The sequence below is a fragment of the Pseudomonas putida NBRC 14164 genome (assembly GCF_000412675.1).
In the GTDB taxonomy this organism is placed as follows: domain Bacteria; phylum Pseudomonadota; class Gammaproteobacteria; order Pseudomonadales; family Pseudomonadaceae; genus Aquipseudomonas; species Aquipseudomonas putida.
Genome location: NC_021505.1, coordinates 469,516 through 483,134, shown reverse-complemented (window position 1 = coordinate 483,134; position 13,619 = coordinate 469,516). Strand labels below are relative to the sequence as shown.

Here is a 13,619-nt window from a genome sequence, read left to right as displayed (position 1 = left end):
GCTTGCGCCTCAACGCCTCGGCCCGCCGGGGCGTTTTCGTTTTTACGACACGGTTTTCTGCATAGAGAGTGGCCATGTACATCCAGGTTCTCGGCTCCGCCGCCGGTGGCGGGTTCCCGCAGTGGAACTGCAACTGCGTCAACTGCAAGGGCTACCGTGACGGCACCCTGCGTGCCACGGCGCGCACCCAATCGTCCATCGCCCTGTCCGACGACGGCGTGCACTGGGTGCTGTGCAATGCCTCGCCCGACATCCGCGCCCAGCTCCAGGCCTTTGCGCCGATGCAGCCGGCCCGTGCCCTGCGCGACACCGGCATCAACGCCATCGTCCTGCTGGACAGCCAGATCGACCACACCACCGGCCTGCTCAGCCTGCGCGAAGGTTGCCCGCACCAGGTGTGGTGCACGGACATGGTCCATCAGGACCTGACCACCGGTTTCCCGCTGTTCAACATGCTCAGCCACTGGAACGGTGGCCTGCAGTGGAACCGCATCGAGCTGGAAGGCAGCTTCGTGATCGACGCCTGCCCAAACCTCAAGTTCACCCCGTTTCCGCTGCGCAGTGCCGCGCCGCCCTACTCCCCGCACCGCTTCGACCCGCACCCGGGCGATAACCTGGGTTTGATGGTCGAAGACACCCGCACCGGCGGCAAGCTGTTCTACGCACCGGGCCTGGGCCAGGTAGACGAAAACCTGCTGGCGATGATGCACGGTGCCGACTGCCTGCTGGTCGACGGCACCCTGTGGGAAGACGACGAAATGCAGCGCCGTGGCGTGGGCACCCGCACCGGCCGCGAGATGGGTCACCTGGCCCAGAACGGCCCTGGCGGCATGCTGGAAGTGCTCGACGGCTTCCCGCGCCAGCGCAAGGTACTTATCCACATCAACAACACCAACCCGATTCTCGACGAAGACTCACCCGAGCGCGCCGAAGTCCTGCGCCGTGGCGTCGAAGTTGCCTTCGATGGCATGAGCATCGAGTTGTAAAACCGAGATCGCACAAGCAACACAGTTCCCCTGTGGGAGCGGGTTCACCCGCGAAGAATCCAACACAGTGTATGGCACCGGCTTCGCCGGTGTTCGCGGGTAAACCCGCTCCCACAGGGATCGAGCCGAGACTCAGCTTTACAGGAGCCAGCCGAATGAGCGACGCACTGCCAATGTCCCCTGCCGAATTCGAGCAGGCCCTGCGCGCCAAGGGCGCCTACTACCACATCCATCACCCGTACCACGTGGCGATGTATCAGGGCCGCGCCACCCGTGAGCAGATCCAGGGCTGGGTAGCCAACCGCTTCTACTACCAGGTCAACATCCCGATGAAGGATGCCGCGATCCTGGCCAACTGCCCGGACCGGGAGGTACGCCGCGAGTGGATCCAGCGCCTGCTCGACCACGACGGCGCACCCGGCGAGGACGGTGGCATCGAAGCCTGGCTGCGCCTTGGCCAGGCGGTCGGCCTCGACCCGGACCAGCTGCGCTCCCAGGACCTGGTACTGCCCGGCGTACGCTTTGCCGTGGACGCCTACGTCAACTTCGCCCGCCGCGCCAGCTGGCAGGAAGCGGCCAGCAGCTCGCTGACCGAACTGTTCGCCCCGCAAATCCACCAGTCGCGACTGGACAGCTGGCCACAGCACTACCCGTGGATCGACCCGGCCGGCTACGAGTACTTCCGCACCCGTCTGGGCCAGGCCCGGCGTGACGTGGAGCACGGCCTGGCGATTACCCTGCAGCACTACACCACCCGCGCGGGCCAGGAGCGTATGCTGGAGATACTTCAGTTCAAGCTGGATATCCTCTGGAGCATGCTCGACGCCATGAGCATGGCCTACGAGTTGAACCGCCCGCCTTATCACTCCGTCACCCAGGACCGGGTGTGGCACAAGGGGATCACCCTATGAGTCTGGATCGCAATCAGGTGCCGAGCTGGCGCCCCGGCTACCGCTTCCAGTACGAGCCGGCACAAAAGGGCCATGTGTTGCTGTACCCCGAGGGCATGATCAAGCTCAACGAAAGCGCCAGCCTGATCGGTGGCCTGATCGACGGCCAGCGTGACGTGGCAGCCATCATCAGCGAACTCGAACAGCAATTCCCCGATGTCCCGGAAGTGGCCGATGACATCGAGCAGTTCATGGAGGTGGCCCGTGCCGAACACTGGATCGTCCTCGCCTGATTTGCCGCCTACGCCCGAGGTCGGCCTGCCGCTGTGGCTGCTGGCCGAGCTCACCTACCGCTGCCCGCTGCAGTGCCCGTATTGCTCCAACCCGCTGGACTTTGCCGCCCAGGGCCAGGAGCTGAGCACCGCACAATGGTTCAAGGTGATGGCCGAAGCGCGGGAAATGGGCGCCGCGCAAATCGGCTTTTCCGGCGGTGAGCCGCTGGTGCGCCAGGACCTTGCCGAGCTGATCGGCGAAGCCCGCCGGCTGGGGTACTACACCAACCTGATCACCTCGGGCATCGGCCTGACCGAAGCGCGCATCGCCGATTTCAAGAAGGCCGGCCTGGACCATATCCAGATCAGCTTCCAGGCCAGCGACGAGCAGGTCAACAACCTGCTTGCCGGCTCGAAGAAGGCCTTTGCGCAAAAGCTGGAGATGGCCCGTGCCGTAAAGGCCCACGGCTACCCGATGGTGCTCAACTTCGTCACCCATCGGCACAACATCGACAAGACCGACCGCATCATCGAGCTGTGCATTGCCCTGGAAGCCGACTTCGTCGAGCTTGCCACCTGTCAGTTCTACGGCTGGGCGCACCTCAACCGCCTGGGGCTGCTGCCAACCCGCGAGCAACTGGAGCGGGCCGAGCGCATCACCAACGAGTACCGGGAAAAGCTCAAGGCCGAGGGCAACCCGTGCAAGCTGATCTTCGTCACTCCGGACTACTACGAAGAGCGCCCCAAGGCCTGCATGAATGGCTGGGGCAACCTGTTCCTCACCATTACCCCGGACGGCACCGCGCTGCCCTGCCACGGCGCCCGCCAGCTGCCCGTGAAGTTCCCCAATGTACGCGACCACGACCTGCACCATATCTGGTATGAGTCGTTTGGCTTCAACCGCTTCCGTGGTTATGAGTGGATGCGCGAACCGTGCCGCTCCTGCGACGAAAAAGAAAAGGATTTCGGCGGCTGTCGCTGCCAGGCCTTCATGCTGACCGGCGATGCCAGCAACGCCGACCCTGTGTGCGCCAAGTCGGCCGAGCACGGCATCATCCTCAAGGCCCGCGAGGAGGCGGAAACCGCCCAGCTCGCCATTGAACAGATGACCTTCCGCAATGATCGAAACTCCCGTGTCATCGCCCGCGGCTGAATTCAGCGCGGCCCAGGCAGTTGCCGCCGGTACCGACTTCACCGAACTCAAAGTCAGTGCCGACGGGCTGTTCTGGATCGAATTTCGCCCCGCCGACGGTGCTTGCCGTATCTGGCACTGGCTGTACCACCAGGCCCGCTGCCTGACCCCGGATGGTTTCAGCGTGCGCAGCCGGGTCTACGAATATGGCGGTGGCAGCTTTTGCCTGGGTGGCGACGGGCTGGTGTTCGTCAACGAAAAGGACCAGCAGGTCTACACCCAGCCGCTGGACGATGTGCCACCGCGTGCGCTGACCCAGGATGCCAGCTGCCGCTACGGCGATGTGCAGTGGCACCATGGCCAGGTGCTGGCCGTGGAGGAGCGCCATGCCGAGCAGGTAGAGCATCGCCTGGTGGCTTTGGCTGAAAGCAGCCGCGAAGTGCTCGCCGAGGGCGCCGATTTCTACGCCTCACCCACGGTGAGTGACGATGGCATGCGCCTGGCGTGGATCGAATGGGACCGCCCGGCACAGCCCTGGACCCTCACCCGATTGATGTGCCGCGTACGCGACAGCAGTGGCCACTGGGGCCCCGCGCAGTGCGTGGCCAGCGATGGTGAGTCGCTGCAGCAGCCGCGCTTCGATGCCGAAGGCCGGCTCTACTGCCTGTCCGACCGCAATGGCTTCTGGCAGCCCTGGGGGGAAGTCGATGGCCACTGGCAGGCGTTGCCTGCCGGGCCTGCCGACCACGCGGCTGCGCCTTGGCAACTGGGCACCTGTACCTGGTTGGCGCTGGGGCCGCAAAGCTACCTGGCCAGCTGGTTCAAAGATGGCTTCGGGCAACTGGGGCTGCGTCATGAAGATGGCCGCATGGCGCGTTACGCCAGTGCCTACACACGCTTTCGCAGCCTGGCCATGGACAGCGAAAACCTGTATGCCATTGCCGCCTCGCCCATCAGCCCGCCGGCAGTGATTGCCATCGACCGCCGCAACCACGAGGTCCGCGTGCTGGCCGGTGGTGTCGAGATGCTGCCGGCGGAGCAGATCAGCCTGCCGCAGCCTATCCGCTATGGCAGTGACGGCGAGCAGGCCCATGGTTTCTTCTACCCGCCAGCGCAGGCGCAAGGCGCCGCCCCGCTGGTGGTGTTCATCCACGGCGGGCCGACGTCGGCCTGCTATCCCGTGCTCGACCCTCGCATCCAGTACTGGACCCAACGCGGCTTTGCCGTGGCCGACCTGAACTACCGGGGCAGCACCGGCTATGGCCGGGAATACCGACAGGCATTGCACCTGCGCTGGGGCGAGAGCGATGTGGCCGATGCTTGCGCAGCGGTCGAATACCTGGCTGCTCAAGGCCTGGTCGACAAGCACAAGGCGTTTATCCGCGGCGGTAGCGCCGGTGGCTACACCACCTTGTGCGCCTTGGCGTTCCATGACGTGTTCCGCGCCGGCGCCAGCCTGTACGGGGTCAGCGACCCGGTTGCCCTGGGCCGTGCCACCCACAAGTTCGAAGGGGATTACCTGGACTGGCTGATCGGCGACCCGCTCCAGGATGCCGAACGCTATCGCCAGCGCACGCCGCTGCTGCATGCAGGGCAGATCAAGGTGCCGGTGATTTTCTTTCAGGGTGAGCTGGATGCTGTGGTGGTGCCAGAGCAGACCCGCGCCATGCTGGCGGCGTTACAGGCTAACGGCATCGAGGCTGAAGGGCACTTCTATGCGGGGGAGCGGCATGGGTTCCGCAAAGCGGATAACCTGGCGCATGCGTTGGAAGAGGAGTGGAAGTTTTATTGCCGGGTGTTGGAGACCTGAGATTTTGGGGCCGCTTTGCGGCCCCAGAAAACTTCACCGCTTGGCGATGATGTACACCGCGTGCACGATCCCCGGAATGTAACCCAGCAAGGTCAGCAGAATATTCAGCCAGAACGCCCCGCCAAACCCCACCTGCAGAAACACGCCCAGCGGTGGCAGAAGAATGGCGATGATGATGCGAATAAAGTCCATGCGAGTCTCTCCTGAAGGGTTACATCAAAGACTAGCCGCCCGCCACAGAGGTTCCACAGGCAAAAAAAAACGCCCCGGGCCGAATAAAACAGGCCAGGGGCGATGCGCAGGAACGCCAGACGGTTCGTAGAATTCTCGGTCTTGCCAAACAGCTACGCCGGCATTTCGCGGTGGGCCTGCTGCTGGGCATGCAGGCGGGCAAAGGCGCGGGCCAGGCGCAGCAGCATTTCGTCGATGTTGCCCTTGCTCACGGTCAGCGCTGGCGACAAACGCACCACATCCGCTTGCGGTGCATTGAGCAGCAGGCCTTCATGCAGGGCCGCTGCCACCAACTCTTTGGCCAGGTTTTCTTTCAGTTGCAGTGCCCACAGCAGGCCTTGCCCGCGCACCTCACCCTGCCCATAGCGCCCAGCCAGGCGGCTCAGGCCTTCACGCAGGTGGCGGCCGTTATCCTGCACCTGGGCGAAGAAGCCAGGCTCCAGCACGGTGTCCAGCACAGCCAGGCCGGCGGCGCACATCAGCGCATTGCCATGGTGGCTGCCTTCCAGTTCGCCAGGCTCGGCGCAGCATGCCGTGCCCCGGGCGAGCAAGGCAGCCAGGGGCACACCGCCGCCCAGTCCCTTGCCCAAGGTGATGATGTCGGCGCGCACGCCATACAGCTCCTCGGCCAGCAGCGCGCCACAGCGGCCAATACCGGTCTGCACCTCATCGAGGATCAGCAGGATGCCCAGTTCACGGCACAGTGTTTCCACGCCCTTGAGGTATTCCTGGGTGGCGGGGATAACACCCGCCTCGCCCTGGATTGGCTCAAGCATGATGGCCACGGTGCGCGAATCCACGGCGGCGTGCAGGGCGGCCAGGTCGTTGAACGGCACTTTGCTGAAGCCCGGCAGGCCAGGCTCACAGCGGTTGCACGGCAGCGGGTCGGACGCCGACAGGGCGCCCAGGCTGCGGCCATGGCAGGCCTGGGTGGCAGTGATGATGTGATAGGCGCCGTTGCGGTGCAGCTGGCCCCACTTGCGCGCCAGCTTGATCGCACCTTCACAGGCCTCCGCACCGCTGTTCAGCAGGTAGGCCTGCTCGCTGCCGGTGCTCTGGCACAGGCGGTTGACCAGCCCCAGCAGGCCCCGGCTGTGGAAGCCCGAGCCCGGGTTGATCAGCGCCTGGGCCTGGTTGCCCAGTGCCTTCACCAGCACGCTGGGGCTATGGCCCAGGCTGTTGACTGCACCACCCTGGGTAAAGTCCAGATAGGCACGCCCTTCGTTATCCCACAACCAAGAGCCCTGACCACGTACGAACACCTGCGCTGCCCGTTCGGCGCTGGGCATCAGGCGATCACGCGACAGCTCATCAGCGTGCGGCACGATCACCGGCGCGCGCTTGGGCTCGGCGACAGCGGCAGGGGCCGAGCGGCGCAGGTTGAACAGGTTCATCAGGGCTCCAACCAATCACGGTAAAGGGCGGCTACGGTGCGGTCTTGGTGCCGACACTCGATATTTTGCCTTGCCTATCAAAAGTGTTTTTCATCCGGGGTAACAATCGACCCAATGATCGCTGTAACCCGTTGGAATACGGCGATAGACTAGGCTTCGCGAGGGTTTTCGACCATTTCGTTTTTCCAGCATTTTCGATAAGTGTTACTTATGGATTTCCGCCAACTGCGTTATTTCGTCGCGGTGTATGAAGAAGGCCACGTGGGCCGCGCCGCCGAGCGCCTGTCACTGTCCCAGCCCGCACTCTCCCAGCAGATCCGCCAACTGGAACACAGCCTCGACCTGAGCCTGTTCGAGCGCAGCAACAAGCGCCTGCTGCCCACCCTGGCTGCCCACACCCTGTACAACCACGCCTTGCCATTGCTCGATGGCCTGCAGCGCGCCCACGAGGCCATGCGCAACTTCAAGGGCCAGTCGCTTCGCACCTTGGCTATCGGCGTGTTGCAGACCGTGCGGCCAAGCCTGGTGCCACAGCTGCTCGAACGGCTGCGCAAGGCACAGCCGCACCTTGTGGTGCAGATCTACGAGTTGTCGGGGCTGGAGATCGAACGGCGGCTGCTCAACGGCAGCCTGGACATCGGCATCAGCTACCTGCCACCGCGCCAGCCCGGGCTGCATGGCCTGCTGCTGTACGAAGACGAGCTGCAGCTGGTGATCCCCGATACCCACCCGCTGAAGGATTTCAAGAAGGTTTCCATCCGCCAGGCAGCCGAATTGCCCATGCTGATGCTGGGCGAAGAGTTCCAGATCCGCCAGATCTGGCAGGCGCAGCTGGCCAGCCAGGGGCGGCGGCCACACGTACAGGCAGAGATGAACAACATGGCGGGGATTCTCGACAGCCTGGCGCACACGGCACTGGCCACCATTCTGCCGGGCCGGGCCAAAGAAGCCGCCGAGGATGATCAGGGCCTGCTGTGGAAGCCGTTGAGCGAACCGCGGGTGCCGCTGAAGGTTGGCCTGGTGTTTCGCGATGTCCAGCGCCAGCAGGCGTCTGTAGAGCTGCTGCGCACCCTGCTGGAGGAAGAGACGGACGCCCGCCTGTTGGGCGCATCGCCGCTGGATGTGCTGGCCTGAAAAACACGCGCACAAAGAAAACCCCGCCGAAGCGGGGTTTTCCAGACTGTTTCCCTGTGACATCCGTATCACCCCGCCATCCTGGGCAGGTGGTCCTTCGTCGTCTTCCTTGATCTGTCCTTTGCGCTTCCTGCGCAACGTCCATGTGATAAAGATTAACCGTGGATCCAATCTGAGAACAGTGGTGAAAAGTCACCACGTCGTGTAGGAAAAAGCTTACAAAGAAGATTCATGCCGTGAATTGGGGTGCTGCGCAGCCCATCGCGGGACAAGGCCGCTCCCACATGGGACCGCGCAACTGTCCAACTCTACGCGATACCTGTGGGAGCGGCCTTGCGTCGCGATGGGCCGCAAAGCGGCCCCAGAATCCGTCAGAACTGCTCGGCATCCAGCAGGTAAAGCGACTCGCTCCCCGCCTTCACCGATGCCACCAGCGAATCCACCCGTGGCAGCAACCGCGCAAAGTAGAACCGCGCCGTCCCCAGCTTGCCCGAGTAGAACGCCTCGTCCCCCTCACCCGCCTTGGCCGCCCGCGCCATCAGCGCCCACATGTAGGCATAGGCCACATAACCAAAGGCATGCAGGTACTCGACCGACGCCGCGCCAATTTCATTCGGGTTGCCCTTGGCCTGTTCCAGCACCCATTCGGTCAGCCCGTCGAGCTGGTCGAGGCTGGCAGCCAACGGCTTGGCAAACTCGTCCAGTTCGCTACCAGCACTGGCAATGAACTGGCGGATCTCATCAGAGAACAGCCTGTAGTACGCGCCACCGCTGGCCACCACCTTGCGCCCCATCAGGTCGAGGGCCTGGATGCCGTTGGTGCCTTCGTAGATCTGCGTAATGCGCACATCACGCACCAGCTGCTCCTGCCCCCACTCACGGATATAACCATGCCCACCGAACACCTGCTGGCCATGCACCGTGCTCTCCAGCCCCAGGTCGGTGAGGAACGCCTTGGCCACCGGTGTCAGCAGTGCCACCAGCTCTTCGCTGCGCTTGCGCACGGCGGCGTCTTCGCTGTACTTGGCACTGTCCAGTTGCATGGCTACATAAGTGGAGAAGGCGCGGCCACCCTCGATCTGCGCCTTCATGGTCAGCAGCATGCGGCGCACGTCCGGGTGGACGATGATCGGGTCGGCGGCCTTGTCCTTGGCATGCGGGCCGGTCGGGGCGCGGCTCTGCAGCCGGTCGCGAGCGTATTCCACCGCGTTCTGGTAGGAGCGTTCGGCGGAGGCCAGGCCCTGGATGCCAACACCCAGGCGCTCGTAGTTCATCATGGTGAACATGGCCGCCAGGCCTTTGTTCGGCTCACCGACGATGTAGCCCACCGCTTCGTCGAAGTTCATCACACAGGTAGCCGAGGCCTGGATGCCCATCTTGTGCTCGATCGAGCCGCAAGTAGCCGGGTTGCGCGTCCCCAGGCTACCGTCTTCATTCACCAGGAATTTCGGCACCAGGAACAGCGAAATGCCTTTCGGCCCCGCCGGGGCATCCGGCAGCTTGGCCAGCACCAGGTGGATGATGTTCTCGGTCAGGTCGTGCTCGCCACCGGTGATGAAGATCTTGGTGCCGCTGACCTTGTAGCTGCCGTCGGCCTGCGGCTCGGCCTTGGTGCGGATGATACCCAGATCGGTACCGGCATGCGGCTCGGTCAGGCACATCGACCCCGCCCAAACGCCGGCGTACATGTTCGGCAGGTACTTGGCCTTCAGCGCTTCGCTGGCGTGGGCATTGATCGACAGGCAAGCGCCAGCAGTCAGCATCGGGTACAGGCCAAAGGCCAGGCTGGAAGCATTGACCATTTCCTCGACCTGAGCCGAGATGGCCTTGGGCATGCCCATGCCGCCGAACACCGGGTCACCGCCCACGCCCACCCACCCGCCTTCGGCGTATGTGTTGTAGGCCTCGATGAAACCGGCCGGTGTGCTTACCGCACCGTTGTCCCAGTGGCAGCCTTCTTCATCGGCGCCGCGGCTGAGCGGCGCGATGGTCTTGGCGGTGACCTTGCCGGCTTCTTCCAGCACGGCCATGGCCGTATCGGCATCGACTACCTCAGCCAGCCCGGGCAACTGCGCCCACTGCTCGGCCACATTGAAGACTTCATTCAGTACGAAGCGCATGTCGCGCAGGGGCGCTTTATAGTCAGCCATGACAACCTCTCGCTAGTCGGGTCGGGGCGGTCTCGGGGAACCGCGACACTGGGGTTACCGGCAGTGTAACCGAACAACTTTTACGAGACATAGGGTCATCAACTGACCGCCCAGTCTTGCCCAGTCACGCCGTACGCACTGCACCGCGCTGCGATTGTTGCCCATGCACCATGACACAATTGCGCCCTGCGCCTTTGGCGCTGTACAGCGCCTGGTCAGCGGATTTGAGCACCGCCTCAGGGTTACGGTGGTCAACCTGGCGCTCGGCCACACCGATGCTGATGGTGACCGAAACCGTCCCGCCGCTGTTGCCCGCCCGGCGCTGGCGCCCGCTTGTATCGTCCTGTGGGCGGCTGCTCTGGTCGCGCAGGTGCATCACATAGTTGGCAATCACCTCGCGCACGGCCTCCACGTGGGGCACACATTCCTCGGCGGTCTTGCCGGCGAACACCAGGGCGAACTCCTCACCACCATATCGATAAGCGCGCCCACCGCCGGTCACCTTGGACAAGCGGCTGGCGACCAGGCGCAACACCTGGTCGCCCACGTCGTGCCCGTGGGTATCGTTGAATTTCTTGAAGTGGTCGACATCGGTCATGGCGATCACGTAGTTACGCCCCAGGCGCTGCATGCGCTCGTTAAGCGCACGGCGCCCCGGCAGGCCGGTCAGCTCGTCACGGAAGGCCATCTGGTAGGCCTCGTGCGCAACCGCTGCGGCAATCATCAACATCACCTGGCTGCACATGATGTTCAGTGTGAACGGCAGGATGAAGGTTTGCGGCAGCATCCAGAAAATGCCCAGCAGGCCGGTTATCAACGCAGCGTGCAGCGGCCGCGGTGCGCGCAGGTATTGCACCACCAGCAGGATGAACACGCCGAGGAACAAGGGGTAGACCATCTGGATCAGGCTCATCCACTGGCCATGCAAGGTTGGCCAGCGTATCTCCGCCAGCCAGGTCAGCAGCGCTTCGGGGTAGCTTTGTTCGAGGGCTACCGCCACGCTGCCCACGGCAAACAGCACGGCACCGCGGGCGACCATGTCCTGAAGCAGGTGGGTACGTTCCTGCCAGGCACCGTACAGCCCGAACAGGGCGGGCAGCAGCAGGCACACCAGGTGGAAGATCACGGCCGCGTCCTCGCGCACGCGGCCATGGTCACGGTAGAAGTCGGTCTGGGTGTCGAGCAGGTAGTAGGCGATGTACACCGTGAGCATCATGAACAGCTCACGCTGGCGGCGGTACACCGCGCAGTAGGCACCGCCCAGCAGCAGCACCAAGGTAGGCAGGACGTTGAACAGCGATGTGAAAAAGACGCTGAGGTCTCTCACATAGGCTGCGGCGAGCCCTGCCAGCAACAGGATCAGCGAAGGCAGGAAGTGGCTTGCGCGAACAGCGTTAAGACGAAACAAGGGTAATCTCCAACCCGGCAGATCAATAGTGGCATTGTGCCCTTACTTCATCGGCAGTGCACATGAACAGTTGAATATCAGTTCCGACGCGGCCCCCGTAGGAACAGCCTTGTGCTGCCCCTACAAGGGATAGGCATCCGGCTGCAGAATGAAAAAACCCGCCTGCCGGTGACGGCAGGCGGGTTTTGGGTACAGCGGCTGAATCAGTACGACAGGCCGAAGTGCTCTTCGTCCATCGCCATCAGGTTGTTGGCGCCCGACAGCATGGTCGCCACATGCGTACGGGTACGCGGCAGGATGCGCTGGAAGTAGAAGCGCGCAGTCTGCAGCTTGGCGGTGTAGAACGCCTCTTCGCTGGTGCCGGCAGCCAGCTTCTCGGCTGCAAGGCGGGCGATGTCGGCCCAGAAGTAGGCCAGGCAGGCGTAGCCGGAGTACATCAGGTAATCCACCGAGGCCGCACCCACTTCTTCGCGGTCCTTCATGGCGGCCATGCCCACTTTCATGGTCAGCTCGCCCCACTCCTTGTTGATTGCCGCCAGCGGTTCAACGAACTCCTTGACCGCTTCATTGCCTTCCTGCGCCTGGCAGAACTTGTGCACGATCTTGGTGAAGCCCTTCAGGGCCTCGCCTTGGGTCATCAGCACTTTACGGCCGAGCAGGTCGAGGGCCTGAATGCCGGTGGTGCCTTCGTACAGCATGGAGATACGGCTGTCGCGCACGTTCTGCTCCATGCCCCACTCGGCGATGAAGCCATGGCCGCCGTATATCTGCACGCCGTGGTTGGCCGCTTCGAAACCGACTTCGGTCATGAACGCCTTGGCGATCGGGGTCAGGAACGCCAGCAGGGCGTCAGCCTTTTTGCGCTCTTCTTCGTCCTGGCTGTACTTGACGATGTCCACCTGCTTGGCAGTGAAGTACACCATCGCACGGTTGCCTTCGGCGAAGGCTTTCATGGTCAGCAGCATGCGGCGCACGTCCGGGTGGACGATGATCGGGTCGGCAGCCTTGTCCGGCGCTTTCGGGCCAGTCAGGGAACGCATCTGCAGGCGCTCACGGGCGTACTTCAGGCCACCCTGGAAGGCCACCTCGGCATGCGCCAGGCCTTGCAGCGCGGTACCCAGGCGCGCAGTGTTCATGAAGGTGAACATGCAGTTCAGGCCTTTGTTGGCCGGGCCGATCAGGTAGCCGGTTGCCGCATCGAAGTTCATCACGCAGGTAGCGTTGCCGTGGATGCCCATCTTGTGCTCGATGGAACCGCAGCTCACGCCATTGCGCTCGCCCACGCCGCCTTCGGCATTGGGCAGGAACTTCGGCACGATGAACAGCGAAATGCCTTTGGTGCCGGCTGGTGCGTCCGGCAGGCGGGCCAGGACGATATGGACGATGTTGTCGGCCATGTCGTGTTCACCGGCCGAAATGAAGATCTTGGTGCCCGACACTTTGTAGCTGCCGTCGGCCTGTGCTTCGGCCTTGGTGCGCAGCATGCCCAGGTCGGTACCGCAGTGAGGTTCGGTCAGGCACATGGTGCCGGTCCACTCACCGGAGACCAGTTTGGTCAGGTAGGTGTGCTGCTGCTCGGCAGTGCCGTGTGCGGAGATGGTGTTCATCGCGCCATGCGACAGGCCTGGGTACATGCCCCACGACCAGTTCGAACCGCCGACCATTTCGCTCAGGGCCAGGCCCAGCGATTCCGGCAGGCCTTGGCCGCCATGCTCGACGTCATGCGCCAGGCTCGGCCAGCCGCCTTCGACGAACTGCTCATAGGCTGCCTTGAAGCCAGTCGGGGTTTTAACGCCCGATTCGCTCCAGGTGCAGCCTTCCTGGTCACCGACACGGTTCAGCGGGGCCAGCACCTGCTCACAGAACTTCGCGCCTTCTTCGAGGATCGCATCGACCATGTCGGGCGTGGCGTCCTGGCAGCCCGGCAGGCTCTGATAGTGCGCCTCATAGCCAAGCAGTTCGTCGCGAACGAAGCGGATATCACGCAAGGGGGCTTTGTAATCAGGCATTGCGATGAACCTCTGGGTCAGTTCTGTGGGGGTGACCAGCTCTTGGCGGCCGTCTATCAAACAGTTGTTTGAAACTTACGTTTAGCTCTGGCTTATGTCAAGGAGGGACTATGGTGCCATTTACGCCACGAAAAATGGCGTTTACGCCACGACCAGAAAAAACGCCGCCTCTGTGGGAGCGGGCGTGCCCGCGAAAGGGCCCG

Annotated in this window: 11 protein-coding genes; 6 read left to right on the top strand and 5 right to left on the bottom strand. The window is 63.5% G+C overall.

All coding sequences use genetic code 11. The features are described 5' to 3' along the window. Nucleotides 1-74 precede the first annotated feature (74 nt). The 5 genes from pqqB (at nucleotide 75) to PP4_RS02055 (ending at nucleotide 5,090) form a co-directional block, all read left to right on the top strand. A complete protein-coding gene (pqqB, locus tag PP4_RS02075) occupies nucleotides 75-986 on the top strand; it encodes a pyrroloquinoline quinone biosynthesis protein PqqB (RefSeq protein ID WP_016497684.1) in 912 nt (303 codons plus the stop codon). 155 nt (nucleotides 987-1,141) lie between these two features. Beyond that, on the top strand, nucleotides 1,142-1,897 hold the full coding sequence (gene pqqC / locus PP4_RS02070) for a pyrroloquinoline-quinone synthase PqqC (protein WP_016497683.1): 756 nt from the start codon (nucleotides 1,142-1,144) through the stop codon (nucleotides 1,895-1,897). Beyond that, a complete protein-coding gene (gene pqqD / locus PP4_RS02065; protein ID WP_016497682.1) occupies nucleotides 1,894-2,169 on the top strand; it encodes a pyrroloquinoline quinone biosynthesis peptide chaperone PqqD in 276 nt (91 codons plus the stop codon). Before pqqC ends, pqqD begins: the two co-directional genes overlap by 4 nt. Beyond that, nucleotides 2,141-3,301 (top strand): pyrroloquinoline quinone biosynthesis protein PqqE, encoded by a 1,161-nt coding sequence (gene pqqE, locus PP4_RS02060; protein ID WP_016497681.1) that lies wholly within the window; start codon nucleotides 2,141-2,143, stop codon nucleotides 3,299-3,301. Before pqqD ends, pqqE begins: the two co-directional genes overlap by 29 nt. Continuing rightward, nucleotides 3,267-5,090 carry an alpha/beta hydrolase family protein gene (locus PP4_RS02055; RefSeq protein ID WP_016497680.1) on the top strand — a complete coding sequence of 608 codons (1,824 nt, stop codon included), beginning with the start codon at nucleotides 3,267-3,269 and terminating at the stop codon, nucleotides 5,088-5,090. Before pqqE ends, PP4_RS02055 begins: the two co-directional genes overlap by 35 nt. Before the next feature lie 33 nt (nucleotides 5,091-5,123). On the opposite strand, the gene PP4_RS27560 is transcribed toward PP4_RS02055, so the two are convergent. Together PP4_RS27560 and PP4_RS02045 are read right to left on the bottom strand one after the other, a co-directional pair. After that, nucleotides 5,124-5,282, bottom strand: coding sequence for a YqaE/Pmp3 family membrane protein (locus tag PP4_RS27560; RefSeq protein ID WP_003177654.1), 159 nt, complete (start codon nucleotides 5,280-5,282; stop codon nucleotides 5,124-5,126). A gap of 152 nt (nucleotides 5,283-5,434) precedes the next feature. Further along, complete coding sequence (locus tag PP4_RS02045) at nucleotides 5,435-6,715, bottom strand: aspartate aminotransferase family protein (RefSeq protein ID WP_016497679.1); 1,281 nt, start codon at nucleotides 6,713-6,715, stop codon at nucleotides 5,435-5,437. A 210-nt stretch (nucleotides 6,716-6,925) separates the two neighbouring features. Here PP4_RS02045 and PP4_RS02040 point away from each other — a divergent pair, with 210 nt between their 5' ends. Further along, entirely contained in the window at nucleotides 6,926-7,849 is a 924-nt protein-coding gene (locus PP4_RS02040; protein WP_016497678.1) for a LysR family transcriptional regulator, read from the top strand. Between the two features lie 371 nt (nucleotides 7,850-8,220). Here PP4_RS02040 and PP4_RS02035 read toward each other — a convergent pair whose 3' ends face one another. The 3 genes from PP4_RS02035 to PP4_RS02025 all read right to left on the bottom strand — a co-directional run bounded on the left by PP4_RS02035 (nucleotide 8,221) and on the right by PP4_RS02025 (nucleotide 13,416). Continuing rightward, nucleotides 8,221-9,999, bottom strand: coding sequence for an acyl-CoA dehydrogenase C-terminal domain-containing protein (locus tag PP4_RS02035; protein ID WP_016497677.1), 1,779 nt, complete (start codon nucleotides 9,997-9,999; stop codon nucleotides 8,221-8,223). Nucleotides 10,000-10,123: 124 nt separating this feature from the next. Then, nucleotides 10,124-11,407: a GGDEF domain-containing protein gene (locus PP4_RS02030; protein WP_016497676.1), complete on the bottom strand. Its 1,284-nt coding sequence runs from the start codon at nucleotides 11,405-11,407 to the stop codon at nucleotides 10,124-10,126. Nucleotides 11,408-11,610: 203 nt separating this feature from the next. Beyond that, nucleotides 11,611-13,416 (bottom strand): phenylacyl-CoA dehydrogenase, encoded by a 1,806-nt coding sequence (locus tag PP4_RS02025; protein ID WP_016497675.1) that lies wholly within the window; start codon nucleotides 13,414-13,416, stop codon nucleotides 11,611-11,613. Nucleotides 13,417-13,619 lie beyond the last annotated feature (203 nt).